This window comes from Emcibacter sp. (assembly GCF_963675455.1).
Lineage (GTDB): Bacteria > Pseudomonadota > Alphaproteobacteria > Sphingomonadales > Emcibacteraceae > Emcibacter.
The window spans coordinates 3,016,005-3,040,997 of sequence record NZ_OY776217.1 but is presented as its reverse complement, the minus strand read 5'-3'; the positions used below and the strand labels follow the sequence as shown (position 1 = coordinate 3,040,997).

General features: G+C 54.5%; 27 protein-coding genes and 3 tRNA genes. 18 read left to right on the top strand and 12 right to left on the bottom strand.

What is annotated here, in order from left to right:
* Positions 1 to 7 precede the first annotated feature (7 nt).
* The 4 genes from ACORNT_RS14165 to ACORNT_RS14150 all read left to right on the top strand — a co-directional run bounded on the left by ACORNT_RS14165 (position 8) and on the right by ACORNT_RS14150 (position 3,275).
* Complete coding sequence (locus ACORNT_RS14165) at positions 8 to 295, top strand: ETC complex I subunit (RefSeq protein WP_321392143.1); 288 nt, start codon at positions 8 to 10, stop codon at positions 293 to 295.
* A gap of 16 nt (positions 296 to 311) precedes the next feature.
* Positions 312 to 388: transfer RNA gene (locus ACORNT_RS14160), tRNA-Arg, on the top strand.
* Positions 389 to 555: 167 nt separating this feature from the next.
* On the top strand, positions 556 to 1,023 hold the full coding sequence (locus ACORNT_RS14155) for a (2Fe-2S)-binding protein (protein WP_321392140.1): 468 nt from the start codon (positions 556 to 558) through the stop codon (positions 1,021 to 1,023).
* Positions 1,020 to 3,275, top strand: a complete 2,256-nt coding sequence (locus ACORNT_RS14150; protein WP_321392136.1) for a xanthine dehydrogenase family protein molybdopterin-binding subunit — start codon at positions 1,020 to 1,022, stop codon at positions 3,273 to 3,275. Before ACORNT_RS14155 ends, ACORNT_RS14150 begins: the two co-directional genes overlap by 4 nt.
* A gap of 6 nt (positions 3,276 to 3,281) precedes the next feature.
* On the opposite strand, the gene hisI is transcribed toward ACORNT_RS14150, so the two are convergent.
* The gene (hisI, locus tag ACORNT_RS14145) at positions 3,282 to 3,698 is read right to left on the bottom strand and encodes a phosphoribosyl-AMP cyclohydrolase (RefSeq protein WP_321392134.1); all 417 of its coding nucleotides are present in this window, start codon (positions 3,696 to 3,698) and stop codon (positions 3,282 to 3,284) included.
* A 120-nt stretch (positions 3,699 to 3,818) separates the two neighbouring features.
* Here hisI and ACORNT_RS14140 point away from each other — a divergent pair, with 120 nt between their 5' ends.
* From ACORNT_RS14140 to ACORNT_RS14130, 3 genes are read left to right on the top strand one after another with little or no spacing between them, the layout of a single operon-like run.
* On the top strand, positions 3,819 to 4,286 hold the full coding sequence (locus tag ACORNT_RS14140) for a Fur family transcriptional regulator (RefSeq protein ID WP_321392131.1): 468 nt from the start codon (positions 3,819 to 3,821) through the stop codon (positions 4,284 to 4,286).
* Between the two features lie 12 nt (positions 4,287 to 4,298).
* A complete protein-coding gene (gene znuC / locus ACORNT_RS14135; RefSeq protein WP_321392129.1) occupies positions 4,299 to 5,075 on the top strand; it encodes a zinc ABC transporter ATP-binding protein ZnuC in 777 nt (258 codons plus the stop codon).
* Positions 5,068 to 5,859 carry an iron chelate uptake ABC transporter family permease subunit gene (locus tag ACORNT_RS14130; protein WP_321392126.1) on the top strand — a complete coding sequence of 264 codons (792 nt, stop codon included), beginning with the start codon at positions 5,068 to 5,070 and terminating at the stop codon, positions 5,857 to 5,859. The genes znuC and ACORNT_RS14130 overlap by 8 nt, the downstream gene beginning before the upstream one ends.
* 10 nt (positions 5,860 to 5,869) lie before the next feature.
* Here the strand turns inward: ACORNT_RS14130 and ACORNT_RS14125 are convergent, their stop codons facing one another.
* The 4 genes from ACORNT_RS14125 to ACORNT_RS14110 all read right to left on the bottom strand — a co-directional run bounded on the left by ACORNT_RS14125 (position 5,870) and on the right by ACORNT_RS14110 (position 9,292).
* Positions 5,870 to 7,039, bottom strand: a complete 1,170-nt coding sequence (locus ACORNT_RS14125) for a cystathionine beta-lyase (protein ID WP_321392124.1) — start codon at positions 7,037 to 7,039, stop codon at positions 5,870 to 5,872.
* A 14-nt stretch (positions 7,040 to 7,053) separates the two neighbouring features.
* Complete coding sequence (gene sseA, locus ACORNT_RS14120) at positions 7,054 to 7,902, bottom strand: 3-mercaptopyruvate sulfurtransferase (protein ID WP_321392121.1); 849 nt, start codon at positions 7,900 to 7,902, stop codon at positions 7,054 to 7,056.
* A 34-nt stretch (positions 7,903 to 7,936) separates the two neighbouring features.
* Complete coding sequence (locus tag ACORNT_RS14115) at positions 7,937 to 8,935, bottom strand: cysteine synthase A (protein ID WP_321398090.1); 999 nt, start codon at positions 8,933 to 8,935, stop codon at positions 7,937 to 7,939.
* Positions 8,936 to 8,998: 63 nt separating this feature from the next.
* Complete coding sequence (locus ACORNT_RS14110) at positions 8,999 to 9,292, bottom strand: hypothetical protein (RefSeq protein WP_321392118.1); 294 nt, start codon at positions 9,290 to 9,292, stop codon at positions 8,999 to 9,001.
* A gap of 224 nt (positions 9,293 to 9,516) precedes the next feature.
* On the opposite strand from ACORNT_RS14110, the gene queF reads away from it, so the two are divergent.
* Entirely contained in the window at positions 9,517 to 9,981 is a 465-nt protein-coding gene (queF, locus tag ACORNT_RS14105; protein WP_321392116.1) for a preQ(1) synthase, read from the top strand.
* A 134-nt stretch (positions 9,982 to 10,115) separates the two neighbouring features.
* On the top strand, positions 10,116 to 10,577 hold the full coding sequence (locus tag ACORNT_RS14100; RefSeq protein ID WP_321392113.1) for a MarR family winged helix-turn-helix transcriptional regulator: 462 nt from the start codon (positions 10,116 to 10,118) through the stop codon (positions 10,575 to 10,577).
* 18 nt (positions 10,578 to 10,595) lie between these two features.
* Here the strand turns inward: ACORNT_RS14100 and queE are convergent, their stop codons facing one another.
* Both queE and queC read right to left on the bottom strand, forming a co-directional pair.
* Entirely contained in the window at positions 10,596 to 11,255 is a 660-nt protein-coding gene (queE, locus tag ACORNT_RS14095) for a 7-carboxy-7-deazaguanine synthase (RefSeq protein ID WP_321392111.1), read from the bottom strand.
* Between the two features lie 8 nt (positions 11,256 to 11,263).
* Entirely contained in the window at positions 11,264 to 11,971 is a 708-nt protein-coding gene (queC, locus tag ACORNT_RS14090) for a 7-cyano-7-deazaguanine synthase QueC (protein ID WP_321392109.1), read from the bottom strand.
* Between the two features lie 160 nt (positions 11,972 to 12,131).
* Here queC and ACORNT_RS14085 point away from each other — a divergent pair, with 160 nt between their 5' ends.
* Entirely contained in the window at positions 12,132 to 12,698 is a 567-nt protein-coding gene (locus ACORNT_RS14085; RefSeq protein WP_321392107.1) for a DUF2889 domain-containing protein, read from the top strand.
* Positions 12,699 to 12,785: 87 nt separating this feature from the next.
* Here ACORNT_RS14085 and ACORNT_RS14080 read toward each other — a convergent pair whose 3' ends face one another.
* From ACORNT_RS14080 to ACORNT_RS14070, 3 genes are all read right to left on the bottom strand, one after another.
* The gene (locus ACORNT_RS14080) at positions 12,786 to 13,409 is read right to left on the bottom strand and encodes a PEP-CTERM sorting domain-containing protein (protein ID WP_321392106.1); all 624 of its coding nucleotides are present in this window, start codon (positions 13,407 to 13,409) and stop codon (positions 12,786 to 12,788) included.
* Positions 13,410 to 13,594: 185 nt separating this feature from the next.
* Positions 13,595 to 13,783 carry a DUF4169 family protein gene (locus ACORNT_RS14075; protein WP_321392103.1) on the bottom strand — a complete coding sequence of 63 codons (189 nt, stop codon included), beginning with the start codon at positions 13,781 to 13,783 and terminating at the stop codon, positions 13,595 to 13,597.
* Between the two features lie 110 nt (positions 13,784 to 13,893).
* A tRNA-Asn gene (locus tag ACORNT_RS14070) sits at positions 13,894 to 13,969 on the bottom strand.
* 423 nt (positions 13,970 to 14,392) lie between these two features.
* Between ACORNT_RS14070 and ACORNT_RS14065 the strand changes: the two genes are divergently transcribed.
* A complete protein-coding gene (locus ACORNT_RS14065; RefSeq protein WP_321392100.1) occupies positions 14,393 to 14,797 on the top strand; it encodes a hypothetical protein in 405 nt (134 codons plus the stop codon).
* A 38-nt stretch (positions 14,798 to 14,835) separates the two neighbouring features.
* Here the strand turns inward: ACORNT_RS14065 and ACORNT_RS14060 are convergent.
* Positions 14,836 to 14,909, bottom strand: a tRNA-Cys gene (locus tag ACORNT_RS14060).
* 252 nt (positions 14,910 to 15,161) lie between these two features.
* Between ACORNT_RS14060 and ACORNT_RS14055 the strand changes: the two genes are divergently transcribed.
* From ACORNT_RS14055 to ACORNT_RS14035, 5 genes are all read left to right on the top strand, one after another.
* The gene (locus ACORNT_RS14055; protein ID WP_321392098.1) at positions 15,162 to 15,815 is read left to right on the top strand and encodes a protein-L-isoaspartate O-methyltransferase; all 654 of its coding nucleotides are present in this window, start codon (positions 15,162 to 15,164) and stop codon (positions 15,813 to 15,815) included.
* A gap of 124 nt (positions 15,816 to 15,939) precedes the next feature.
* The gene (locus ACORNT_RS14050) at positions 15,940 to 17,301 is read left to right on the top strand and encodes a TolC family outer membrane protein (RefSeq protein ID WP_321392095.1); all 1,362 of its coding nucleotides are present in this window, start codon (positions 15,940 to 15,942) and stop codon (positions 17,299 to 17,301) included.
* Between the two features lie 205 nt (positions 17,302 to 17,506).
* Positions 17,507 to 18,106: a DUF2497 domain-containing protein gene (locus ACORNT_RS14045; protein WP_321392094.1), complete on the top strand. Its 600-nt coding sequence runs from the start codon at positions 17,507 to 17,509 to the stop codon at positions 18,104 to 18,106.
* A 138-nt stretch (positions 18,107 to 18,244) separates the two neighbouring features.
* On the top strand, positions 18,245 to 20,920 hold the full coding sequence (locus ACORNT_RS14040) for a valine--tRNA ligase (protein WP_321392090.1): 2,676 nt from the start codon (positions 18,245 to 18,247) through the stop codon (positions 20,918 to 20,920).
* A gap of 29 nt (positions 20,921 to 20,949) precedes the next feature.
* Complete coding sequence (locus ACORNT_RS14035; protein WP_321392089.1) at positions 20,950 to 21,828, top strand: hypothetical protein; 879 nt, start codon at positions 20,950 to 20,952, stop codon at positions 21,826 to 21,828.
* Positions 21,829 to 21,839: 11 nt separating this feature from the next.
* Here the strand turns inward: ACORNT_RS14035 and ACORNT_RS14030 are convergent, their stop codons facing one another.
* Positions 21,840 to 23,201 (bottom strand): aminotransferase, encoded by a 1,362-nt coding sequence (locus ACORNT_RS14030; RefSeq protein ID WP_321392088.1) that lies wholly within the window; start codon positions 23,199 to 23,201, stop codon positions 21,840 to 21,842.
* A 113-nt stretch (positions 23,202 to 23,314) separates the two neighbouring features.
* Between ACORNT_RS14030 and recO the strand changes: the two genes are divergently transcribed.
* The gene (recO, locus tag ACORNT_RS14025; protein WP_321392086.1) at positions 23,315 to 24,043 is read left to right on the top strand and encodes a DNA repair protein RecO; all 729 of its coding nucleotides are present in this window, start codon (positions 23,315 to 23,317) and stop codon (positions 24,041 to 24,043) included.
* 63 nt (positions 24,044 to 24,106) lie between these two features.
* Complete coding sequence (locus tag ACORNT_RS14020; protein ID WP_321392085.1) at positions 24,107 to 24,955, top strand: hypothetical protein; 849 nt, start codon at positions 24,107 to 24,109, stop codon at positions 24,953 to 24,955.
* The last annotated feature ends 38 nt before the right edge of the window (positions 24,956 to 24,993 follow it).

Sequence of the window (24,993 nt, the reverse complement as noted above, 5' to 3'; positions counted from 1 at the left end):
TGATCAAATGACGGTACGTATCTACAAACCGGCTAAAAACGCCATGCAGTCCGGCACAAAACGGACGGACAAATGGGTGCTGGAATTCAGTCCCGAGCAACACAAGCATCTGGACCCCCTGATGGGCTGGACCGGATCCGGTGACATGCACGGCCAGATCAGGCTGAAATTCGACAGCCGCGAGCATGCGGTGGCCTATGCTGAAAAGCACGGTCTTGATTATCAGGTGATCGAACCCCATGTGCGCAAGCCGCGCATCAAGGCCTATGCGGATGCCTTTGCCTTCAAGGGTTAGGGGCGAACGAAACACGGACTCCGTAGCTCAGCTGGATAGAGCAACTGACTTCTAATCAGTAGGTCGCAGGTTCGAATCCTGCCGGGGTCGCCAATATTCAAAACCCTCCCGATTGCGGGAGGGTTTTTTCATTTCAGGCCTTCCGACAAAGCTGGGAAACTGTCAGTGCAACAAACTTTTTATCTTTTCTTCTGTTCAAATAAACCGGGTGCTATGCTAAGACGTATCTCATATGGGTATATTAAAACTGGATGGGCAAAATGACCAAATTTAAACTGAATGGCGAGACCCGCACTTTTGACGGTGACGGGGAAATGCCGCTTCTGTGGTATCTCAGGGACGAGGCCGGCCTGACCGGCACAAAATACAGCTGTGGCGTGGGCCAGTGCGGGGCCTGCACGGTGCATGTGAACGGCGAGGCGGTGCGCAGCTGCCTGACCTTTATGGACGATGTGGAAGGTGAGGAGATCACCACCATCGAGGGCCTGTCCGAGACCGGCGACCATCCGCTGCAGAAAGCCTGGGCCGAACATGATGTGCCCCAGTGCGGTTACTGCCAGTCCGGCCAGATCATGCAGGCGGCGGCCCTTATTGCCGAAAATCCCGATCCCAGCGAGCAGGAAATCATCGACGGCATGAACGGCAACCTGTGCCGCTGCGGCACCTATCAGCGCATCCGCAAGGCCATCAAGTCAGCAGCAGAATCAGCAGGGGGGGCGTCCAAATGAACCAGATAACACGACGTTCCATTCTGAAAGGAACTGCTGCCGGCAGTCTGGTGCTGGCGGCGCACAGCGGCGGGTTCAATATTATTCAGGCCATGGCAGGTGAGGAAAAATCCCTGTCGCCGAATCTGTTTGTGGTCATTCAACCGGACGGCAGTGTCCTGATCACCGCCCATCGCTCCGAAATGGGGCAGGGAAGCAAGACCGGCCTGCCGCAGATTGTGGCAGATGAGCTGGGCGCCGACTGGACCCGGGTGAAGGTCATCCAGGCCGATGGCGACGAACGGCTCGGCGACCAGAATACCGACGGTTCCCGTTCGGTGCGCTGGTTTTATGTCAAGATGCGTGAAATGGGGGCCATGGCCCGCCTGATGATGCAGCGCGCCGCGGCCCGTGAGTGGGGCGTTGATGCCGCCGCAGTCAAAGTGGCCGGCCATAAACTCAGCCACGGCAAGAAACAGATGGATTTTGGTGCGGCGGCAACGCTTGCGGCCAATGATCCGGTGCCGTCCACAGACGAACTGACCTTCAAGTCGGAAAAGGATTTCACCTATATCGGCAAACCGGTAAAAATCGTCGATTTGCCCGACATGGTGACCGGCAAGGCCATGTACGGCCAGGATATGAAGATCGACGGCATGCTCTATGCCCTGATCGCCCGTCCGCCGGTACAGGGCGGCAAGGTCAAAAGTTTTGATGCTTCTGCCGCCCTCAAGGTGAAAGGTGTGGTCAAGGTGGTTGAAATGCCGGGTGTCCAGGTGCCGACCATGTTCAATATAATTGGCGGTGTGGCGGTGCTGGCCAGCAGCACCTGGGCCGCCATGAAGGGGCGCGAGGCGCTGGAAATCGAATGGGATAACGGCGGCCACGGCGACAACGACAGTGCCCTGTTGCACAAGGAAATGCTGGAAACCGCAAAAATGCCGGGTAGCTTCACCGGTCGTCATGACGGCGATGTGGACAAGGCGCTGTCCGAGGCAGACCGGGTTGTCGAGGCAAGTTACCAGATGCCCTATTATGCCCATGTGCCGATGGAGCCGCCGGCGGCTCTGGCAAATGTTTCCGCCGACAGTGCGGAACTCTGGGCCTGTGTCCAGGATCCCCAGTCAGTTCAGGATGTGGTGGCGGCTACGCTCGGTTATTTCAAAACCAATGACAAGGGTCAGCCGGCGCCAGACCGGTCAAAGGTCACGGTGCATGTGACCCTGCTCGGCGGCGCCTTCGGTCGCAAGTCCAAGGCCGATTTCTGTGCCGAGGCCGCATGGCTGTCGAAACAGACCGGCAAACCGGTCAAAGTGGTCTGGACCCGGGAAGACGATATCCGTCATGACTATTACCATGCCATCAGCGCCCAGCATATGAAAGCGGGCCTGGACAAGGAAGGTAAAGTCACCGCCTGGAATCACAATACGGTGTTCCCGACCATAATGTCGATTTTCAATCCGGTCGCCGACCAGCCGTCTCCCATGGAAATGGGCATGGGGCAGGTGGACCTGCCTTATGATTTTCCCAATATACGGATGACCGCCGGCAAGGCAAAAACCAACCTGCGGATTGGCTGGCTGCGTTCTGTGGCCAATATCCATCACGGTTTTGCCATCGGCTCTTTCCTTGATGAGGTCGCCCATGCGGCAGGGCAGGACCCGAAGGATTTCCTGCTCGATTATCTGTCGCCGGACCGGACTGTTCCGGTGGATGATTTCCCGGCCAAATTCAATTACGGCGAAAGCGGTGCGGATTATCCATTCGAAACCGCCCGCCTGACAAACGTATTGAAACTGGCCGCCGACGGCGCCGGCTGGGGCCGCAAGATGCCCGAAGGCCACGGCTTGGGGATTGCCTGTCATTACAGCTTCCTGACCCATATCGGTGTGGCGGTCGAGGTCTCCGTCAGGGACGGCAAGCTTGCCATTCCGAAAGTGGACATCGCCGTTGATTGTGGTCGTTACATCAACCCGGACCGGGTCAAATCACAAATGGAAGGGGCGGTGATCTTCGCCCTGTCCCATGCGCTTTATTCGGAAATCACCACCGAGAGCGGGGAAGTGCAGCAGAGCAACTTCCATGATTATCTGCTGACCCGCATGGATATGGCGCCTGAGGTCACGGTGCATCTGGTCGACAGCAGCGACAAACCGCGCGGTGTGGGCGAGCCTGGCGTGCCGCCGGTAACCGCGGCGCTGTGCAATGCGATCTTTGCCGCCACCGGCAAACGCATCCGCAAACTGCCGCTGGGCGACCAGCTGGAAAGCTAAGAGATATTAGTCGGAGGAGCCATAAAGCTCCTCCGGTGATTTTTCCACCTCGGCGATGATCTCGAGCCCGTCGGGCGTGACTTCCGTATAGAAACAATTCCGCCGTCCGGTGTGGCAGGCGACACCTTTCTGGTCGACCAGCAACAACAGCGTATCGCCGTCGCAGTCGATGCGGAAATTTTTCAATGTCTGCACCTGGCCGGAACTTTCTCCCTTGCGCCACAATCCTTTTCGCGACCGGGAGTAATAACAGACCCGTCCGGTGGTCAGTGTTTCGCTAACCGCCTCCCGGTTCATCCAGGCCATCATCAGCACTTCGCCGCTGTCATGCTGCTGGGCGATGGCCGGTACAAGGCCGGCGTCGTTGAAGGTGATGGCCGTAAGGGCCTTCTCGATGATGTTAACGGAGAAGGGAAAAGTCATGATCAGTTACCGGTTCTGAGTTATTTAATTTCAATTCCATGGTGAGGGCTTGAAATTGATTGCGTATCAGGCCACTATTACCTAAATGTTATGCCATAACAATACAAGAACCATCATAATATGACTCAAGCCGCCCATCAACACGACCATGAAAAATGTATTGAAGAGGCCCTGCAGACGGCGCGGGATATCTGTGACCAGCGGGAAACCCGCTTCACACCCTTGCGCCGCAGTGTGCTGGAACTTGTCTGGCGCGGCCACAAGCCGGTGACCGCCTACGAGCTTCTGGATCTTCTGAGCAAGGAAGGCAAAAAGCGTGTGGCGCCGCCGACCGTTTACCGGGCGCTGGATTTCCTGATTGAGGAAGGGCTTGTGCACCGGCTGGAATCCCTGAATGCCTTTATCGGCTGCCCGGACCCGGCCCATCAGCACCAGGGGCATTTCCTGATCTGTCGCCAGTGCCGGACCGTGAAAGAAGTCAATGACAAATCCCTTCACAGCAAGATTGCCAAGGTGGCCGAAGACAACGGTTACAGCTGTGAACACAGTATGCTTGAAATCATGGGGCTCTGCGAAAATTGCAGGTAGCCGGGAACCAATATGACCACCCAGAATAATACCCTCCTTGAGCTTAAAGAGATTTACAAATCCTTTGGCGGCCGGACCGTGCTGCAGGATGTCAGCCTGATGGTTGGAGAACAGGAAATTGTCACCCTGATCGGTCCCAACGGCGCCGGCAAAAGCACCCTGATGAAAATTGCCCTCGGGCTGACGGCACCTGACAAGGGCCGGGTTATGCGCAAAAAGGGTCTGGTGATCGGCTATATGCCGCAGAAGCTTTCCATTGATGAAACCCTGCCGTTGCTGGTGGAGGATTTTCTGCAGTTGCGTCCCGGCGTTACCGGCGGGGAGGTCGATGAAATTCTCGAGGTGGTCAGGCTCACCCGGTTCCGCAAGAGCCCGGTACAGATGTTGTCCGGCGGCGAAATGCAGCGCCTCCTCATGGGCCGGGCGCTGCTTGGCCGCCCCGACCTTCTGGTGCTGGATGAGCCGGTGCAGGGCATTGATATCGCCGGCCAGGAGGAAATCTACCGGCTGATCAGGAAAACCCGGGATGAACGGAAGTGCAGCGTGTTGATGATCTCCCACGACCTGCATATGGTCATGTCTGCAACCGACCGGGTAATCTGCCTGAACCAGCATATCTGCTGCCAGGGCGCCCCGGAATCGGTACGCGAGAATCCAGATTATCATGCCCTGTTTACGACTGGTGCGGAAAATATCACCATGTATACCCACCATCATGATCATCATCACGACGCTCAGGGCAATATCGTGCCCGGCCCCCACCACGGCAAGGGGTGCGATCATGATTGACAGTTTTATCCTTTATGCGCTGGGGGCGGGTATTCTGGTTGCGATAGCGGCCGGCCCGCTTGGCTGCTTTCTGGTCTGGCGGCGCATGGCCTATTTCGGCGACACCATTGCCCATTCGGCCTTGATGGGGGTGGCGCTTGGTTTTGCCTTCGGCACCACAAGCCCGGTTATCATGATCCTTGTCTGCGCGATGGTGGCCCTGTTCCTGCTGGTGCTGCAGCGGGACCGCAGCCTGTCCTCCGACACACTGCTCGGCATTCTGGCCCACAGCGCCCTGTCCATCGGCCTGATCATGATCGCCCTGCAGGAAAATATCCGCCAGAACATGATGTTCTATCTGATCGGTGATATCCTCGCCATTCATACAAGGGATATATACCAGCTTTCCGCTATGTGCCTCGGCGTGCTTGTGGTGATGGCGCTGATCTGGAAAAGCCTGTTGTCGGTCACCGTGCATGAGGATCTTGCCCGGATCGAAGGCATTGCCGTGACCAGAACCAAAATAATTTATATGCTGATGATCGCCACTCTTGTAGCCCTGTCCCTGAAGGTGACCGGTGTCCTGCTGGTGACGGCGCTGATGATCATTCCAGCGGCCGGGGCGCGTAACCTGGCCCGCACGCCGGGGGTCATGATCGGATTGGCTGTTGTCATCGGCGTATTGTCGGTGATCAGCGGGGTATTTGTCTCTTCAAACTGGGACGTGCCGACCGGTCCGGCCATTGTGCTCTCGGCGACAACGGTTTTTGTCCTGTCCCGGTTTTTCTGTCTGAAAGCCGCCTGAGGCCTGCGTCCTATTTGCCTATCCGGGCAAAACCTTTTTCCAGATCGGCAATCAGGTCTTCGGGATTTTCCAGCCCCACATGAAGCCGTACAAGCGGTCCCGGCGCCTGCCATTTGACCGTAGTCCTGCTTTTGTCCAGTCCGTGGGCCGGCAGGATCAGGCTCTCGTATCCGCCCCAGCTGAAGCCCATCTTGAATAGCTCCATATTGTCCAGCATGGGAGTGAGGTCACTTTCGCGGTAACCGTCGGTCATGACGAAGGAAAACAGCCCGCAACTGCCGAGAAAATCCCGCTTCCACACTTCATGGCCCGGGCAGTTTTCAAAAGCCGGGTGGCGGACATGGTCCACTTCCGGGCGGCCCTTGAGCCAGAGGGCGACCTCAAGTGCATTTTCTTCATGCTGTTTCAGGCGCAGTCCCATGGTGCGCAGGCCGCGCAGGCCGAGGTAGACATCATCGGGGGCGGCACAGTAGCCAAGTTGAATGCTCTTTTCCCTGAGCTGATCCCAGCATTTTTCATTGGCGGTGGCGGTGCCCAGCATGGCGTCGGAGTGGCCGACAATATATTTCGTTGCCGCATGGATGGAGACATCCACGCCGTGATCAAAAGGTTTGAAATTGAGCGGCGTGCCCCAGGTGTTATCCATCAGGACAATGGCGCCCCGCGCGTGGGCGGCTTTGGCGATGGCCGGGATATCCTGTACTTCCATGGTCAGGGAGCAGGGAGATTCCACAAAAACCACTTTCGTATTTGACTGTATCAGGTCGCTGATACCGCTCCCGATCATCGGATCGTAATAGGTGGTTTCCACACCCATGCCCTTGAGGAAATCATCGCACAGCGTCCGGGTCGGCTCGTAAACCCCGTCAACCATCAATATATGATCGCCGGTTTCGAGAAAGGACAGAAGGGCCCCTGATACCGCGGCTAGACCGCTGGGATAGAGCGCACATCCGGCACCGCCTTCCAGTTCACACATGGCATCCTGAAAGGCAAAATGAGTGGGGGTGCCGCGCCGGCCGTAATAGAGGGTTGCCTTGCCCCGGTTGCGGACGGCTTCGCGCATATCGGCGACCGTCTCGAAAATGACGGTGGAGGCGTGATAAACTGGTGGATTGACGATGCCACTGGTCCATTGTTTGCGGCGGCCGGCCTCGACCAGTTTTGTTTCCTTCTTCATTGCTGTTCTGGTCCTTATTGTGGATGTACCGGTGTATCGGGGTGTGATCCCCATTCGCTCCAGGAGCCGTCGTAAAGGGAAAACTGGTTATGCCCGATCAGCGACAGGGCGAGGCACAGAACGGCAGCGGTGCCGCCGGACCCGCATGTGGTGATGATTGGCTTGTGCAGGTCCACACCTGTTTCTTCAAAGATCTGTCTGATCTGTTCCGGGCTGCGATAGGTGCCGTCTTCGTTGAAAAGCTGGTCATAGGGCAGATTCAGGCTGCCGGGGATATGGCCGGATTTCATGCCCGGGCGCGGTTCCTCGGATTCCGCATTGAAGCGTGCGGCGCTGCGGGCATCAACCACTTGTTCCCGTTTGCTTTCCAGATTGCCGAACATCTGGTCCAGCTCGCGCACTACAGTGGCGTCAAAACGGGCGGTAAAATGCCGCGGGCCTGGAACCGGCGGAATATCTTCTATGGGTTTGCCTTCCGCCCGCCATTTCTGGAAACCGCCGTCAAGGACGGCCACGTCCCGGTGACCGAACGCCTTCAGCATAAACCAGACACGGGCTGCGGACCTGATGTCGCTGTTGTCATAAACCACAATACGCATGCCGTCGCCAAGACCGAGCTTGCGCATGCGGCTGGACATTTTTTCGGGGCTTGGCAGCATATGGGGCAGGTCGCAGTCCGTATCGCAGATATCGTCCTGGTCGAAAAAAACGGTGCCGGGAATATGGGCTTCTTCATATTCCGCCCGGCCGTTCCGGTTCGCCCACGGCAGATGCCAGGAGGCGTCGACAACGCGCACATCCGGTGCGTCAAGATGCTGCATCAGCCAGTCCGTACTCACCAGAGCGTTTTTCTCATCAACCATTTCAGTATCCTTGTCAGTTTGCCGGTATTTCCCTTCAGAGCCAGTCGGGGCAGGGGAGTCCTTTTTCTTTCAGAAATTCAGGATTAAATAATTTGCTTTGATAGCGGGTGCCATTATCGCACAAAACGGTCGCAATGGTATGCCCCGGCCCCATTTCCTTTGCCAGCCGGATGGCCGACGCCACATTGATGCCGCTGGAGGAACCCAGGCACAGACCTTCATGTTTCAGAAGGTCAAAAATGACTTCCAGAGCCTCGGCATCGGGAATCTGGCAGGCATCATCCACTTCAATACCTTCCAGGTTGGCAGTGATGCGTCCCTGGCCGATGCCTTCGGTGATGGAGGAACCCTCCGCTTTCAGCTCACCATGTTTGTAATAGTTGAACAGGGCCGCCCCCATCGGGTCCGCCAAAACAATTTTAATGTTTTTGTTGCGCTCCTTGAGTGCCATGGAGACACCACCAAGCGTACCGCCGCTGCCGACCGCGCAGGTAAAGGCATCCACGGTGCCGTCGGTCTGGTTCCAGATTTCCGGCCCGGTGCCATACAGATGGGCGTCCCGGTTGGCGGTATTGTCGAACTGGTTGGCCCAGATGGCGCCGTTGGGGGAGGCGGCGGCGATTTCTTCCGCCAGACGACCGGAATATTTCACGTAGTTGTTGGGATCCCTGTAGGGCACTGCCGGGACGAGCCTGAGGTCACAGCCGCACAGCTTAAGCATGTCCTTTTTTTCCTGCGACTGGGTTTCCGGCATGACAATGACAGTTTTGTAGCCCAGCGCATTTCCGACCAGCGCAAGACCGATCCCGGTATTGCCGGCCGTGCCTTCAACAATGGTGCCGCCCGGTTTCAGCAGGCCTTTCTTCTCGGCATCCCGGATGATATAGAGCGCTGCGCGATCCTTGATGGAGCCGCCCGGATTGAGAAACTCGGCCTTGCCCAGAATGGTGCAGCCGGTTTCCTCGGAAGCTTTTCTCAATTTGATAATCGGAGTATTCCCAATAACCCCGACAAAACCGTCTCGGATATCCATTGTCAAACCTTGTTCTTTTCTGATTATCCTATAAATAGGCCCCGGCACCTTCTGTCGCAAGGGTTAAGATGCAAGTTTTGTCCGGCCCGGTCGCAGGATCACTTCAGTCCGCACATGTGACACCGTCACCAGCGACGACAGTTTAGCTGCCAGCCGGTCCTGAAGCGCCCCCTCAAGGCCCCGGGTGTAAATGTCGACAGCCAGTTGCCCGTCTGTAAAGCTGCTGGATTTGACGAGGTCGGGGCAAAGGCTGGCCTTCTCAAAAACAGATAATATCCGGGGCAGGGACCCGGGGTTATTTTGTGCAGTCACGGAAAAATGTACGGTATGGTGGATATAATCCAGGCGCGGAGTCATTTTGCGCTCTCCTGTAAACGAATGATTTCATGAAGTTCTGAAGGTGCCACAAGCGGCTTTTCCCGGTTTTACGCGAAAACCGGGTTCATAATTCGTGAAATACACATTCGTTTCAGGCAATGATGTTTCATGGCTTTGATCTTTAGGGAAAAGCGGGTAATAAGTCAATGTGTGTTTATCCGGGTGAAATCATCCGCTGGCCAGACGATCAAAGGACGGTTGAAATGACAAAAGAGATATATCAGGGCCTTTCCCATCTGGGCGGCAGTTCGAAGCTTCCGGAAAATCCCGATGAGGCCATTCTGGAAAGGGTACCTAATCCGCGGCCGGATTCCCCCTATTTTGTCCGTTTTACCTGTCCCGAGTTTACCTCGCTCTGCCCGGTCACCGGACAGCCGGATTTTGCCCATCTTGTCATTGACTATGTGCCGGCGGACTATCTTGTGGAAAGCAAGTCGCTGAAGCTTTACCTGCATTCCTTTCGCAACCATGCAGGTTTTCATGAGGATTGTACGGTCGGGATTGCCGAACGGCTGGTCAAGGAACTGAAACCGGTCTGGCTTCGGATCGGCGGATACTGGTATCCCCGCGGTGGTATTCCCATTGACGTGTTTTTCCAGACCGGCGAGCCGCCGGCAGGTGTCTGGATTCCCGATCAGAATGTCCCGAATTATCGCGGAAGGGGTTAAAATGATCGTACATGCAGGTAATGATTGAAGTTGACTTTACGTTAAGGTAAGCTTGGCCAATTGGCAGTGTCACACCTATAATTATGCCCAACTCAAAAAGGTCGGACATCGTCAGCAACAGAATGGTTGGTAGTATGAATCCGAGTACTGAAGAAAAAGCCCTGATTGCAGAGGCCCTTGAAACCTGTGCCTGCCTCGGGCTGCGCAAAGCCTCACGCGCGGTTACAAGACGCTTTGATACTCTTCTGGATCCAAGTTCTCTCCGATCGACCCAGGTTGTTATACTTCTCGAGCTTGCCCATAACGGGACCATGACCCTGAGCCAGTTGGCGGACTCCATGGTGATGGAGAAATCCTCCATGTCCCGAATGGTCAAGACCCTTGCGGACAGGGGGTATGTTTCCGTTCAGTATTCCGGTGGCAAAAGATATGCGTCCTATACTCTGGAGGACGCAGGACTTGATGCGATCCGCAATGTGGTGCCTTACTGGATGACTGCCCAGAAGGAATTTATGGACGCCCTCGGCGATAATGACTGGAAGGAAATCCGCGAAGCCCTTCTGGTTGTCGCCAAGATTTTGTCGAATAAATCCTGATTTCAATACAGGTCTGAACTAGGCAATACCCAGAATTTTATGGGTCTGCAGGCTGATGCGCCATTTCGGATGAGCTTGGCAGTACTCTACACATTTTTTTGTATTTTCAAGCCGAATGTTTTCCGCGTCCGGTCCAATGCCGTCCATGGGCTGCAGGAAGAAGTATTTAAAGTCCAGATGGGCCACATCTTCCGGCGGCAGGTCCGGCTGAGGATAAACCAGTTTCAGTTCGTGGCCGCTGGTCTGTACCAGTTTATCAAGTCTTTTCGGGCTGACGCAAACCCAGTCCAGCTCCGCAGGCGCGGGCAGGGTGCCGTTGGTTTCCACGGCCACTTCGAATCCCTTTTCATGTAGTGCGTTAATCAGCGGGATATCCAGCTGCAGCAGTGGTTCCCCGCCGGTGCAGACAATATAGGGAATGCCGGACCCATCGGTTTCACTGTCCCACAGCGCCCGGGCGGTTGCCGCAAGATGGTCGGCTGTGGCGAATTTCCCGCCGCCGGGCCCGCCTGTGCCGATAAAGTCGGTGTCGCAGAAGGTGCATTCGGCTGTCGCCCGGTCCTGTTCCCGTCCGCTCCACAGGTTGCAGCCGGCAAAACGGCAGAAAACGGCTGCCCGTCCGGCCTGTGCGCCTTCCCCCTGAAGAGTATAAAACAGTTCCTTGACGGTATAGGTCATGTTGCGTTTCAGTCCTGATAAGGCACGGGATCAGTCGTGCCGGCCTCGGCAAATCCCTTGAGGCGCAGCTGGCAGGCATCACAATGGCCGCAGGACCGCCCCTCGCTGTCCGGATCATAGCAGCTTATGGTCAGGCTGTAATCCACGCCCAGCGACACTCCTTTTTTGATAATTTCCGCCTTGGTCAGGTCAATAAGCGGCGTATGGATGGTCATATGCCTGTGATCCTGTGTCCCGGCCTTGGTCGCCAGATTGGCCATCACTTCATAGGCCTTGATGAATTCCGGCCGGCAGTCGGGATAGCCGCTGTAATCCAGGGCGTTGACGCCGATGAAAATATCATTGGCCCCCAGTACCTCGGCCCAGCCCAACGCATAGGAGAGGAAAATCGTATTGCGGGCCGGCACGTAAGTGACCGGAATATCGGTACTCATGTCTTCATGACTGCGGTCCTTGGGCACGGGAATATCATCAGTCAGGGCAGAGCCGCCAAAGGCGCCGATATCAATATTGGCAATCACATGTTTTTTGATGCCCATCCTGTCAGCAATTCGCTTCGCGGCGTCGAGCTCGATGGTATGCCGCTGGCCGTAGCTGAAGCTGAGGCCATAGACCTCGTAACCTTCGCTCTGGGCGATGGCTACGCAGGTGGAAGAATCCAGGCCGCCGCTGAGCAGGACGACAGCTTTTTTCGGTTCCGGAATGGACTCGGGCATCGGTATCATTCTCCTTATAATGGGCTTCACATAACCCAAAACCGCTTCAAGGGCCAGAAAGATTCCGCATAACTGCCATGCGCCCGCAAGGTGAACCTTTGTTTGACCGGTTTGAAAACACCTGAGATAATAGACCAAACAGCAATATCAAGGACTATAAATGCCGCTCTCCTCACCAGTACCCCGTAAACATCTGCATACCAGAACCATTACCTATACCGGTTATGAACGGGAAGACGGTCTCTGGGATATCGAAGGACATATGACCGACCAGAAAACCTATGCCTTCGGCAATCAATGGCGCGGCGAGATCGAGGCGGGCGATCCGGTGCATGAAATGTGGATCAGGCTGACCCTGGATGACAAGTATGTCATTCAGGAAATTGAGGCGGTAACCGACAACAGCCCGTTTGAAATGTGTCCGGCCATTGTTTCATCCTATAAAAAGCTGATCGGCGTCAGGGTCGGGGCCGGCTGGCGCAAGCAGATTCGGGAACGGGTAGGCGGTGTTGAAGGCTGCACGCATATCACCGAATTATTGTACCCGCTGGGTACGGCCGCCATGCAGACCATGACGCCGGGGCTGATGAAAAAGGCGGAAGAGGCGGGTGTAGATCTTAGCAGGCCGAAGCAGCGCCCGCCGGTGCTCAACACCTGTCATGCATGGGCGACTACGTCACCGGCAGTAAAGGAATTCCTGCCGGACTATTACGAGGGGGAGGAATAGAGGGTGTTCAGCCGCTACTGTTGTGAGATGCACAGAGGCGGCCCGCAGGAGCCGCCTCTTATCTTGCTTGAGTAACCTGAAATCTGATCAGGAACGGCGGCGTCTTGCCATGGCGCCGAAGCCAATGAGGCCAAGCCCCAGCAGGCCAATCGTTGCCGGTTCCGGTACGTCAACGTCAAGAACAGTTGCTGTATTGACAACCCAGGCGCCGAGGTCTCGGTTTGCAGCATTATTATCGTAGAAGGGATCATTTGCGTCTTGGCCGAGGTAATAGTCAGACCAGAATGTAACATCTCCGTAATGGAATGATGCGTAAATCGACCCGTTATCCAGGGGGTCGTATATACCCCAAACCAGGTCGCGGTTGACGGGGGAGGCTGTCTGACCGGTATAGTTTCCGCCCATGATGATGAATTCTGAAACGGCTGTTGCCGGATTGGCCGGCACTGAAAGGTGAAGACCGTCAATTTCAATCTGGTTGGCAAGTTTATAGTCTGTACCGGCAAAAAAACTTACCAGGCTGTTGTAAGTCCAGGAGTCATTCCAGAAATTGTCCAAGTCAAGCCAGGTGTACCCGGTTGTGTTATCCTGAAAGGCTCTGAACTGTTGCCCTTTGATGGTGACATCCGAGATATCAATAACGCCGGCTTCAGATGTTGTTGCAATGGCAGAAGACGCCATAAGCAAAGTTGCTAAAAGTATTTTTTTCATTTTCCCTCTCACTCAGAATTGCCTAAAATATTATAGAGATAACCTCCTGATTGAGTGCAAAATTTGTGCCACATTTCAAACTTATTGAAAAATAAGGAAATAAGTTGTTTTGGGTCACAATCGCAGGCTGTATATGTAAAAAAACTGACACATTTTCCCATTTTGGGACAAAAGGAGGCTGGTACTTATTCTTCTTCGTCACTGCCGAGCTGTTTCTGGTCGAGTTGTTTGTTCTGGAGTTCAGTGGTCTTGCGCGAAGATTCCTTCTCGCCCCTGGTGCGGCCGAATTTGACGCGATTTTCCTCCGCCTGCTTTTCTTTTGCGGTGCGTGCGAGTTTTTTCTTCGCTTTGGCAAAACTGATCACATTATCCATTTGAAATCCCCTTTTGGGAGCGCACTATATCATATTGGGGGACCGGGTCCAGAGGTGAGTTCAGGCAGCAAAAAGGGCCCGGCCTGATATCAGGCGGACCCTTTTGGTATTGGCTCCCCGAGCAGGACTCGAACCTGCGACAAATAGATTAACAGTCTACTGCTCTACCAACTGAGCTATCGGGGATCATCGAAAGTGCCGACTGAGCCGACGCGCACCTTATACATACAGAAAAAAGCTCTGCCAATAGAAAAATTCAAAAAAATGCAATCAGAATCGGGAATGATTGGAGTCCCCCGGGAGAAGGGGAGTCGAACCCGAGTCTACTGTTCCCTGGAAGGCAAGCAGCTGGTCGGATCCGGATTGTATATCATTTATTAACCATAAGTGCCTGTATTTAAAGCCTATATAATGAAGTTATTTTTTCTGTTCCATTATCATTGACTGAAGTGCTGAGAAATGCCTAGTTTTCCGGAGGTTTTGCCTGAGTAGTTGTATATCAAAAAAATAATTTTCCGAACATATTTCGGTCATTTTTGTCCCATACCTGTGACTGAACCAGGGTGTGGAGCGGAGCAATTTAAAAGGTATTTTCTGAGAATGAATTTTATGTCATCAGACGCGGACTATGTACAGATCGAGTGGCTGGACAGGAAGATTGGAATCATGCGGGTTTATGATGCCCCGGTGACGGCCGATCAGATAGCGGGAGGGATCCCCTATATGTTTTTCACGGTCGTCCAGGTGACCGATGAAGGCGATGCCCTGCTGAAAGGTGCCCTGGAATTTCCCATGCGCGCCCTCAAAATGATTATTCGCTTTGCTCAGAAAAATACCGACTGGAACATGCTGTTGTGGGAGCGGCCGTCAGTCGGTTACGATGTTTTCCTGAAAATTCGTGAAAACGGGACGGACGGCTGTAAAATGATCAAGAAATTCTATAACTCGGCCACGACCACCCGCGATGACAGGGAATATACGTCTGCCGAGCAGGTCATGCTGTCTGTTGCCTGAGGGCCCGGGCCGGGTCGGAAGTCTATATGGGAGGGAAATGGAGGTGCGGACCGGATTTGAACCGGTGTACACGGATTTGCAATCCGCTGCGTAGCCACTCCGCCACCGCACCAAGGTGTGACGACTTTTATTTCCATTGTTCGCTAAAAGCAAGAGCTTTTTAAACTGAACTGTTTTATCCAGCCTGGGGATTTTTTCCTGTTTTTATCTGTTTAAGGGTGAAATAATGAAACTTGTCGACAAGATTGGTTCTCTTGTCGAGAGAATATTGTCAAGTGCGTCCTTAAACTATATATAGGCATCAAACCATTCCGATAACATTAGGCCGGATCACATCAGGCCATATAACCTTAGGAACGTCCATATGACTAATGCATCCCAGGCCAGAAGCAGTATGATCGAGGGCCAGCTTCGTCCCAATAACATAAATGATGAAAATGTGATCGAGGCAATTGCTTCCGTGAATCGTGAAAAATTTGTCCCGAAAGCCTTTGCCGGTGTTGCCTATGTGGATGAAGATATCCGGGTCGCCGAGGGACGTTATCTGATGGAACCCATGGTTTTCGGGCGCCTGTTGAGCGAAGCTCACATCAAGCCGACAGACCTGGTGCTGGATATCGCCTGTGGCACCGGTTATTCATCGGCAGTTCTTGCACGTCTGGCCGAAGCTGTTGTTGCCCTGGAAGAGGATGACGGTCTTGTCGAGACCGGAACCGCGGTTCTGGCCGAGGAAGCCTGTGACAATGTTGCCGTGGTTAAGGGGGATATTACCGCCGGTCTTGCCAAACAGGGACCTTACGATCTTATTTTTATTAATGGTATGGTGGATGACGTGCCTCAAACCCTTCTTGAGCAGCTGTCAGAAAACGGCAGGCTGGTTTGTGTATTGAATGATCGCGGCGTTGGAAAAGCCTCACTTGTCACGTATAAGGACAAGGTGCGCGGGGTGCGGACCCTGTTTGATGCCGCAATACCGCCGCTGGCAGCATTCGCCAGGAAAGAAGAATTCAGCTTTTAATTGTCTGTTCCGGGGGTATTTTTAAGGAACACAACAATTTATCAATAATTTTCGGGTAGTGAGGGGCGATACATTACTTGTTGGGAAAGGGGACAGCAGTCCCCATACACCAGGGAAAGAAAAAATGAAGAAAACGTTATGTGGAGTTGCAGTGTCTGCCCTGACCTGTTTGTTGGGTTCTGTTCCGGCCTACGCGGAAAATCTGAATGAAGTTCTGGCCCAGGCCTATATGGGAAATCCTACACTGGAAGCCCAGCGGGCGTCGCTTCGGGCGACTGACGAAAATATCAATCAGGCCAGGTCCGGCTGGTTGCCCAGCATAACGGCGAACGGGTCAGTCAGTTATCAGGATACCCAGACCGACAGCCTCTTTGGAGCGAGCGGTTCGGTATATCCCAAAAGGGCAAGCGTCACGCTTCAGCAGAATATCTTTACCGGGTTTCAGACCGTCAATAATACCAAACAGGCCCGCAAGCAGGTCGAGGCGGCCCGCCAGAATCTGCTTGATACCGAACAGTCGGTTCTTCTGGATGCAGTATCAGCCTATGTTGATGTCAAGCGTGACGAAGTGGTCCTTGAACTGACCAAAAACAACGTCATGGTGCTGCAACGCCAGCTAGAAGCCAGCGAGGATCGTTTCCGGGTTGGTGAAATCACCCGTACCGACGTGGCCCAGTCCAAGGCCCGCCTGTCCGGCGCCATCACCGAGCGCATCCAGGCAGAAGCCAATCTCACAGCCAGCCGTTCCGCCTTTATCCGGGTGGTCGGCGGTGCGCCTGGAACACTGGAAGACATCGACGCCCTTCCTCCGCTGCCGGCTTCTGAAGAGGCGGCTCTGGACATTGCCTTGCGCTATTCTCCCACGCTGAATTCAGCCAAATATGTGGAGGAAGCCGCCCGTTATAATGTCAACAGCCAGTATGGCGGACTGAGCCCGACGGTTTCACTGGAAGCAAGTTACAATAAATCCTGGGATGCCAGTACGGTAACGACAAATGTAACCTCGAAGGAAGTGGTGGCCCGCATGACTGTGCCGCTGTATCAGAGTGGGGCCCAGTCTTCCCGTATCCGTCAGGCCAAGCAGCTGGAAAGCCAGCGACGTCTTGAAGTTATTGCAGCCGAGCGTCAGGTCAGGGAAAATGTCCAGAATGCCTGGGAAGGTTATCGTGAGGCGACCGCACGGATTGGCTCAACCCAGTCCCAGGTCGAAGCCAACGAAATTGCCCTGGACGGTGTTCGTCAGGAAGCAGAGGTCGGCTCCCGCACCACCCTGGATGTTCTGGATGCGGAACAGGAACTTCTGCAGTCCCGGGTTGAGAATGTTCGTTCGCATAGGGATCAGGTTGTTGCGGCCTATCGTCTGCTGCTGGCAATGGGCAAGCTGACAGCACAGGACCTGCAGCTGGAAGCGTCCTATTACGATGCCAGCAAAAATACAGATAAGGTAGATGACAAGATCTATGGATTTGGCATCGATAGCGAGTAAACTACTCGGTCTGCCATAAACCGAATGAAATGCTGTCGGCAGCCTGAGAGGCTTGTCGGCAGTTTTTTATATAAAGAAGGGTGAAAAAACCTTGATAATCGGCCATAATTCAATAAAGGTGTACTGTTAAAGAGATAACAAACATCCTGACGCGGAAAAATGGGGAGCACCGGATAGCTCCGAAATCAAGTGAGAACATAAAAAGATGAGCGAAACGGACGGCCAAGAAGAACCAAGTATGGAGGAAATCCTCGCTTCGATTCGCCGGATTATTTCGGAGGACGAGGAAGAGGAGAAACCGGAAGCAGAGGCAGCTGCGCCGGAACCTGAAGCTGAGCCCGAACCGGAAATGGAAGCTGAGCCGGAACCCGAACCCGAGCCCGAGCCCGAGCCGGAAGAAGAAGTTCTGGAACTTACCGAACTTGTGGAAGACGAAGGCGAAGACCTTGAGCTTGAGATCGATGACGAGCCTGAGCCGGAAGTGGATTTTGAGGCAGAATTTGAACCTGAGCCGGAACCGGAGCCGGTTGCTGCATCGGGACTTGATATTGACGATGTAGACCCTGCCGAAGGGGTGGATGTGCTGATGTCCGAAGGTGCGTCGTCCATTGCCATGGATCAGTTCAGCCAGTTGTCAGCTCTTTTGACAACCGGGTATGAAGGATCAGGCAATACCCTTGAGGATCTTGTCCGGGAGCTGTTGAAACCGATGCTGAGAAACTGGCTTGACCAGAATTTGCCCCCCATTGTGGAGCGAATGGTGGCCAAGGAAATCGCGCGGCTGGCCAGGACCAAGAAACCCTGAGGGTGGATTTTTAACAAAAGACCGACTAATTTAGCCGCGGTCAAAAAAAATGCAGAAGGGTCCCGGGAGGCTCTTCTCTTTTTTTTCCGGCCGCAATATTTTGAATGATTTGACGATTTTAAAGACGAAAGACCGGATATGCTGGAAAAAACCTTTGATTTTTCAACAGCTGAAAAAAGAATTTACGATGCCTGGGAAGACAGCGGCGCCTTTAAGGGCGGCCAGCGCCCCGAGGCCGAGCCCTATACCATTGTACTGCCGCCGCCCAATGTGACAGGCAGCCTGCATATCGGTCATGCCCTGAACCATACGCTGCAGGATATTCTGATCCGTTTTGAGCGTATGCGCGGCAAGGATGCCTTGTGGCAGCCGGGCATGGACCATGCCGGCATCGCCACCCAGATGGTTGTCGAACGCCAGCTGGATGCAGAGGGTATTTCCCGCCATGATCTGGGCCGCGAGAAATTCATCGAGCGGGTCTGGAAATGGAAAGAAGAATCCGGTGGCATGATCTTTAACCAGATGCGCCGCCTCGGGCAGTCCTGCGACTGGAGCCGCCAGCGCTTTACCATGGATGAAGGTTTCCATGATGCGGTGCTCAAGGTCTTTGTCGAACTGTACCAGTCCGGCCTGATTTACAAAGACAAACGCCTGGTGAACTGGGATCCGAAACTGCGCACCGCCATTTCCGATCTGGAAGTGGAGCAGAAGGAAGTCAACGGTCATTACTGGCATTTCAAATATCCGGTGGACGGGGAAGAGGGGCGTTATCTGACGGTCGCCACAACCCGGCCGGAAACCATGCTGGGCGATGTGGCCGTTGCTGTTCATCCGGAAGATGAGCGCTACCAGGACCTTATCGGCAAGACCCTGACCCTGCCTCTGGTCGGCCGCAAGTTGATTGTGGTTGCCGACGAACATGCGGACCCGGAAAAAGGCTCCGGTGCGGTGAAAATCACCCCGGCCCATGACTTTGACGATAACGCCGTTGGCAAGCGCCACGACCTGGAGGAAATCAATATCTTTGATGACCTGGCCCGGATCAACGACAATGCGCCTGAAAAATACCGCGGCCTGGACCGTTTCGACGCCCGCAAGCTGATTGTTGCGGACATGGACGCGCTCGGCCTGCTGGAAAAAGTCGAGGACACCGTCCATATGGTGCCTTATGGTGACCGCAGCGGTGTCGTGATCGAACCCTGGCTGACAGACCAGTGGTATGTCAATGCGGCTGAAATGGCCAAGGAACCGATTGCCGCGGTCGAGGATGGGCGGACAAAATTTGTACCCAAGAACTGGGAAAAAACCTATTTCGAATGGATGCGCAACATCGAACCCTGGTGTATTTCCCGCCAGCTCTGGTGGGGCCATCAGATCCCGGCCTGGTATGGACCGGATCAGGAAATATTTGTTGCCAATAATGAAGAAGAAGCCCAGGCGGCTGCGGAAAAACATTACGGCAAGACGGTTGAGCTGACCCGTGATCCGGACGTGCTCGACACCTGGTTTTCCTCCGCCCTGTGGCCGTTCGGCACGCTTGGCTGGCCGGACGAGGACGATCCGTTTCTGAAACGCCATTACAAGACCGATGTTCTGGTTACCGGTTTCGACATTATCTTCTTCTGGGTTGCCCGGATGATGATGGACGGCCTGCATTTCATGAAAGATGAGGACGGCAAGCCAGAGGTGCCGTTCCACACGGTCTATGTTCATGCCCTGGTGCGGGACGAGCAGGGCGCCAAGATGTCTAAATCGAAGGGCAATGTCATTGATCCGCTCGAGCTTGTCGACAAATTTGGCGCCGACGCCCTGCGCTTTACCCTGGCGGCTATGGAAGCCCAGGGCCGCGACATCAAAATGTCCGAGAAAAGGGTCGAGGGCTACCGGAATTTTGGCACCAAGCTGTGGAATGCCGCCCGTTTCTGTGAAATGAATGACTGTTTCGGCAAGGGAGAGTTCGATCCGGCAACGGCCAGCCAGACAGTCAATAAATGGATCGTCAGCGAAGTTGTAAAGGCGGCGGAACAGGTCACAAAATCACTGGAAAGCTACCGCTATAATGAGGCGGCATCCGCCATTTATCATTTTACCTGGGGCACCTTCTGTGACTGGTATATCGAGCTGGTCAAGCCGATCTTCCAGGGCGAAGACCAGGCTGCGGCTGATGAATGCCGCCGCTGTACGGCCTGGGTCATCGACCAGATCCTCAAGCTGTTGCATCCGTTCAAACCCTTTGTGACCGAAGAGTTGTGGCAGTCCCTGAGCGACAATCGGGACAGCCAGTTGATCATGTCTTCCTGGCCGGAACTGTCTTCGAGCCTGATTGACGATGCGGCAAGCGAGGAAATGAACTGGGCGATCCGGTTGATTTCCGATATCCGTACCGCCCGGGCGGAGATGAACGTGCCGGCCGGTGCCAAAATCGACATGTTGATCAGTGGCGCCAATGAAACATTGCTTAAGGCGCTGGATATTCATGGTGACGTGATTGCCCGTCTGGCCCGCCTGCAGAATATCTCCCGTCATGACGGCGCAGCGCCCAAGGGAGCAGTTCAGGTGGTGATCGGCGAGGCCACTGTCTTCCTGCCGTTGGCCGGAGTGATTGATATTGCGGCGGAAAAAGCCCGCCTGCAGAAAAACCTCGACAAGCTCCTCAAGGAACTCGGCGGCATCCGGGGACGCCTGAACAACCAGGGTTTCCTTGCCAAGGCGCCGGAGAATGTGGTGGTTGAAGCAAAACAGCAACTGGCCGACGGCGAAATCCAGGCCGAGAAAATGCAGGCGGCGCTGGATCGTCTTGCCTCCATGGACTAGGATAATCATTTCGGCAAACAGGCAAATATATGCGGATTTTCCTTTTTCTGTGTGTTCTGATGTTGTGCGGCGGCCCGGTGGCTGCCGCAGACAATACCATTCTGATCAAGGCCAGATATAAGATCTATTTTGCCGGTTTTGTGTTGTTGGATATGGATACCCAGCTTCGTCTGACCCCCGGTTCCTATGGTGTCAAAAGCTATTATCATACCAAGGGCATCGCCCGGCTGTTCAGCAAGGCGGAAAATACTTCGCTGAGCATCGGTTCCATCAACGGCCAGAGGCAGCTTGTCCCCATGCTCTATGAAAGCCGGGGATACTGGGACGATGAGACATATCTTAATCGCATGACCTATGATCAAGGGACCGGCATGGTTACCGGCCATGATCAGGACATGAGCGGGGATGACGACTTTGAATATTTCCCGGTGCCGGAGGAGCAAAAGACAGCTCCCGATCCGCTCAGCTATCTGGCCGGACTCCTGATTAACGGAGGTACCGCTCCGGTTTTGGGAGGGGAAGAGACGGAATGGACGCATCAGCCGGTTTTCGGCGGTTTTTTCCTGATCGATTATCTGCATCACTGTCCACGGACCGAGCTGCGCAAGAAAACGTCACGCTCCGTCTTCGCCGGGGAGGCCACGCTTTGCGAGTTCAGGACCAAATTGCTGGCCGGGGATATGCTGCCCAAGGATGAAAAGGAACGGAAGAAATTCCTGGAAAAGCGGGAAAAGCGCCGGGCTGAGAAAAAGAAAAAACCGGACCCCCTGAAAATATGGTTCGGACATGTCGAGGGCGTCCCGGTGATGGTGCCGGTCTATTCCGAATTCAAAATGTCGATCGGCAAGGCTAGGCTCTACCTGCACGAAATATCTGTGGAAGAACAGGGCAGTCTGGCGACGGAATAGCCCGCCACCAGTTAGCCTTTCAGGCCTGTTTTTTCCTGCGCGCTATCCAGGCTCTTGCCAAGTTTGTCGACAAGTTCGTCAATTTCCGGCTCGGTGATGACCAGCGGTGGACATATGGCGATAACGTCACCCAGGTTACGCAGGACCAGGCCGTTCTCGAAGCAGGCGGCAATAACGGTAGGTCCGGCGATTCCCGGTTTGAACGGAGTTCGGGTTTCCTTGTCCTTCATCAGGTGAACACCGGCAATAAGGCCGGTACCGCGCACGTTGCCAACCAGTGGGTGATCGGAAAAATGCTGCAGTTTTTGCTGCAGGTAGGCCCCCATTTTTGCTGCATGTGCGAAGACATTTTCCCGCTCGTAAATTTCCAGAACTTTCAGGGCCACGGCGGCGCTGACCGGGTGGCCGCTGTAGGTAAAACCGTGACCGAAGGCGCCCTGTTCGGCGCAGGGATCAACCATGGCCTGATACATGCTTTCCGGGATGGCGACGGCAGACAGCGGCATATAGGCGCTGGTCAGGGCCTTGGCCATGCTCATGGTGTCGGGCCGGAAGCCGAAGGTCTCGCAGCCGAAGGCATTGCCGGTGCGGCCGAAACCACAGATCACCTCGTCATCAATCAGGAAGATGTCATATTTATCCAGCAATGCCCGCAGTTTGGGGAAATATCCCTCGGGCGGCAGGATCACCCCGCCGGCGCCCATGATCGGCTCGGCGATAAAGGCGGCAATGGTGTCCGGTCCCTCGGTCTGGATCATTTTCTCCAGGTAAACCAGCACCCGGTCTGCATAATCCGTCTCACTTTCCCCGTCCATACTGTCCCGGTAGTAAAAGGGGCATTCCGTATGCAGAAAACCGGGGAGCGGTAAATCAAACAGGGCATGGTTTACGGGAATGCCGGTCAGGCTGCCGCTGGCCAGGGTCACGCCGTGATAGGCCAGGTGACGGCTGATGATTTTTTTCTTTTCCGGTTTGCCGATGGCGTTGAAATAATAGCGCATCAGCTTGATCTGGGTGTCATTGGCGTCGGATCCGGAGACACCGAAAAAGATCCGGCTGTCCTCCATCGGCAACATCTCTGTCAGTTTTTCTGCGAGCCTGATACCGGCTTCATGACTGCGGCCGGAAAACATATGGGCGAATCCCATGGTCCGCATGGCCTCGGCGGCGGTCTCGGCGATTTCCTCGTTACCATAGCCGAGGGACGTGCACCAGAGGCCGGCCATGCCTTCCAGATACTGCTTGCCCGCCTTGTCCCACTGGTAGATGCCCTTGCCCCGGGCCATGATCTGGGGGCCATTCTCCTCCATCGCCCGGAAGTTGGTGGTCGGCGGAACGATGGGATAATGGCTGTTACTGGGATATTGGGACATGAATGGCCTCCGTTAAATGTTGCCGGATCATATCATACTGGTTTGTACTGCCAAGAGCCTTGGCAAGCATCCCGGAAGAAGATATTGATGAAGTGAAACAAAAAGGACCCTGAATGGACTGGCGGGACGAAGGCATTATTTTATCGCTCAGGAAGCATGGCGAATTCGACGCCATTATCGAGGTGCTGACCCGTGCCCACGGCAGGCACGGCGGACTGGTCAAGGGCGGAATGGGCCGGCGACAGCGCGGTAATTTACAGCCGGGCAATGAGGTGGATCTGCACTGGCGGGGACGGCTGGAAAGCCATCTCGGCACCTATCAGGTCGAACTGAAACAATCCCGCTCGGCGGTGTTCCTGCATCATGCCGGCAAGCTGGCCGTGCTTAATGCGGTGACGGCTCTGCTCAGCGCCTGCCTGCCGGAGCGTGAGGAACATGCACCGTTGCTCGACGGCCTGATCGCCCTTCTGGATGTGGTGGAAGAAGGCGATGGGAAGGTCACCGACTGGGGACCGCTGCTGGTGCGCTGGGAGCTGGGACTTCTGGGCGAACTGGGATTCGGTCTCGATCTCAGCTGTTGTGCCGCAACCGGGGTGACCGAGGACCTTGTTTATGTCTCCCCCAAATCAGGCCGGGCGGTGTCCCGTGCCGCCGGTCGACCCTATAGTGACAAAATGCTGCCGCTGCCTGCTTTTCTTTTGGGGAACGGACAGGAAGTCACGGCCGAAGAGGTCCGCGACGGTTTGCATCTGACCGAGTTCTTTCTGGAACGTCATATGCTGACCCCGCACAGCCGCAAAATTCCCCAGGCCCGGCAGATGCTGATGGATCATATTCTGTAAAATTCGGAGATTGATACAGCGGTCCGAAAAAGGTAAACTTGACCGGAAAAAAGGGGTTTTTCCATGCAGCTTTATATGGTTGTTGCCTTTTCTATCGTTATCGTGGTGGCCGTCTTCTGTTTTCTTAATTATGGGGCGGATAACGTTATCTTTGTAGGGCTTTCGACGGCTATTCTGGCCGCTCTCGGCAAAATTCTCTGGGATACCTACGAACGTCGCAAGAAAAAACGGGACATTGCCGACATTGTCCTGGCGGAAATCAATAATTTCCGGGAACATACGATAGCGAATCTCAAGGTTCTCAAAGACGCTGTTGACGGTTCAAGGCTTCTGGAGAAATATCAGATAGAGAAGCTTTATTATCTCTCCGATGTTCCGATCACCATCAAGAACGAGCAGATCAGCATTTTACCGAAAAATCTGATGGCCGAGATTATGCGCATGCATGTCCGGTTCCGCAACATTGATATCGAAATCCGCACCTTCTGGCGTCTCTCGCTAAGTGTGAAGGCGGATGAAAGGGTGAGGACAGATTTCCAGAAGATGTTGATGTTCAAAGCCGTTTATCTGTGGATGCGATGCACGACACTTCTCGAAAGGCTTGAAATGTACCGGCTTCATCAGGACTTTCCTGTTGATTATCCCTTTAGCGACCGGGCTATTGGCAATTTGAGTCTGAAGCAGGTTGTGTCGCTCTGGCATGTGAATAAGGATCATTCAGGACGCAGCGCTTTGCTGGAGGAGATCAGGGAGGACATTGGTGACATTGACGAGGAGCAGATCCTTCATGAAGCTGAACTGCTTGTCCGGGAATCTAGCAAAGTCCCGCTTCTGGGTACCATATTCAAGGAACATGGAGACAACATGCGTAAGAAAGGCATATTTAATGTTTCCCTGACTTCGGAGGCGTAAGCCGGGAAAAAATAAACAAGGTCGCAACAACTTCTGGC

Excerpts from the sequence above, each read along its gene's own strand:
- ACORNT_RS14020 (WP_321392085.1), top strand. The coding sequence starts at position 24,107 with ATGCAGCTTTATATGGTTGTTGCCTTTTCTATCGTTATCGTGGTGGCC.
- znuC (WP_321392129.1), top strand. The coding sequence starts at position 4,299 with ATGACCACCCAGAATAATACCCTCCTTGAGCTTAAAGAGATTTACAAA.
- ACORNT_RS14085 (WP_321392107.1), top strand. The coding sequence starts at position 12,132 with ATGCCGCTCTCCTCACCAGTACCCCGTAAACATCTGCATACCAGAACC.
- ACORNT_RS14045 (WP_321392094.1), top strand. The coding sequence starts at position 17,507 with ATGAGCGAAACGGACGGCCAAGAAGAACCAAGTATGGAGGAAATCCTC.
- ACORNT_RS14050 (WP_321392095.1), top strand. The coding sequence starts at position 15,940 with ATGAAGAAAACGTTATGTGGAGTTGCAGTGTCTGCCCTGACCTGTTTG.
- ACORNT_RS14140 (WP_321392131.1), top strand. The coding sequence starts at position 3,819 with ATGACTCAAGCCGCCCATCAACACGACCATGAAAAATGTATTGAAGAG.
- ACORNT_RS14115 (WP_321398090.1), bottom strand. The coding sequence starts at position 8,935 with ATGGATATCCGAGACGGTTTTGTCGGGGTTATTGGGAATACTCCGATT.
- hisI (WP_321392134.1), bottom strand. The coding sequence starts at position 3,698 with ATGACTTTTCCCTTCTCCGTTAACATCATCGAGAAGGCCCTTACGGCC.
- ACORNT_RS14155 (WP_321392140.1), top strand. The coding sequence starts at position 556 with ATGACCAAATTTAAACTGAATGGCGAGACCCGCACTTTTGACGGTGAC.
- queE (WP_321392111.1), bottom strand. The coding sequence starts at position 11,255 with ATGACCTATACCGTCAAGGAACTGTTTTATACTCTTCAGGGGGAAGGC.
- ACORNT_RS14165 (WP_321392143.1), top strand. The coding sequence starts at position 8 with ATGACGGTACGTATCTACAAACCGGCTAAAAACGCCATGCAGTCCGGC.
- queF (WP_321392116.1), top strand. The coding sequence starts at position 9,517 with ATGACAAAAGAGATATATCAGGGCCTTTCCCATCTGGGCGGCAGTTCG.
- sseA (WP_321392121.1), bottom strand. The coding sequence starts at position 7,902 with ATGGTTGATGAGAAAAACGCTCTGGTGAGTACGGACTGGCTGATGCAG.
- ACORNT_RS14150 (WP_321392136.1), top strand. The coding sequence starts at position 1,020 with ATGAACCAGATAACACGACGTTCCATTCTGAAAGGAACTGCTGCCGGC.
- ACORNT_RS14080 (WP_321392106.1), bottom strand. The coding sequence starts at position 13,409 with ATGAAAAAAATACTTTTAGCAACTTTGCTTATGGCGTCTTCTGCCATT.
- ACORNT_RS14075 (WP_321392103.1), bottom strand. The coding sequence starts at position 13,783 with ATGGATAATGTGATCAGTTTTGCCAAAGCGAAGAAAAAACTCGCACGC.
- queC (WP_321392109.1), bottom strand. The coding sequence starts at position 11,971 with ATGCCCGAGTCCATTCCGGAACCGAAAAAAGCTGTCGTCCTGCTCAGC.
- ACORNT_RS14110 (WP_321392118.1), bottom strand. The coding sequence starts at position 9,292 with ATGACTCCGCGCCTGGATTATATCCACCATACCGTACATTTTTCCGTG.
- ACORNT_RS14125 (WP_321392124.1), bottom strand. The coding sequence starts at position 7,039 with ATGAAGAAGGAAACAAAACTGGTCGAGGCCGGCCGCCGCAAACAATGG.
- ACORNT_RS14040 (WP_321392090.1), top strand. The coding sequence starts at position 18,245 with ATGCTGGAAAAAACCTTTGATTTTTCAACAGCTGAAAAAAGAATTTAC.
- ACORNT_RS14100 (WP_321392113.1), top strand. The coding sequence starts at position 10,116 with ATGAATCCGAGTACTGAAGAAAAAGCCCTGATTGCAGAGGCCCTTGAA.
- ACORNT_RS14055 (WP_321392098.1), top strand. The coding sequence starts at position 15,162 with ATGACTAATGCATCCCAGGCCAGAAGCAGTATGATCGAGGGCCAGCTT.
- ACORNT_RS14030 (WP_321392088.1), bottom strand. The coding sequence starts at position 23,201 with ATGTCCCAATATCCCAGTAACAGCCATTATCCCATCGTTCCGCCGACC.
- ACORNT_RS14065 (WP_321392100.1), top strand. The coding sequence starts at position 14,393 with ATGTCATCAGACGCGGACTATGTACAGATCGAGTGGCTGGACAGGAAG.
- ACORNT_RS14035 (WP_321392089.1), top strand. The coding sequence starts at position 20,950 with ATGCGGATTTTCCTTTTTCTGTGTGTTCTGATGTTGTGCGGCGGCCCG.
- recO (WP_321392086.1), top strand. The coding sequence starts at position 23,315 with ATGGACTGGCGGGACGAAGGCATTATTTTATCGCTCAGGAAGCATGGC.
- ACORNT_RS14130 (WP_321392126.1), top strand. The coding sequence starts at position 5,068 with ATGATTGACAGTTTTATCCTTTATGCGCTGGGGGCGGGTATTCTGGTT.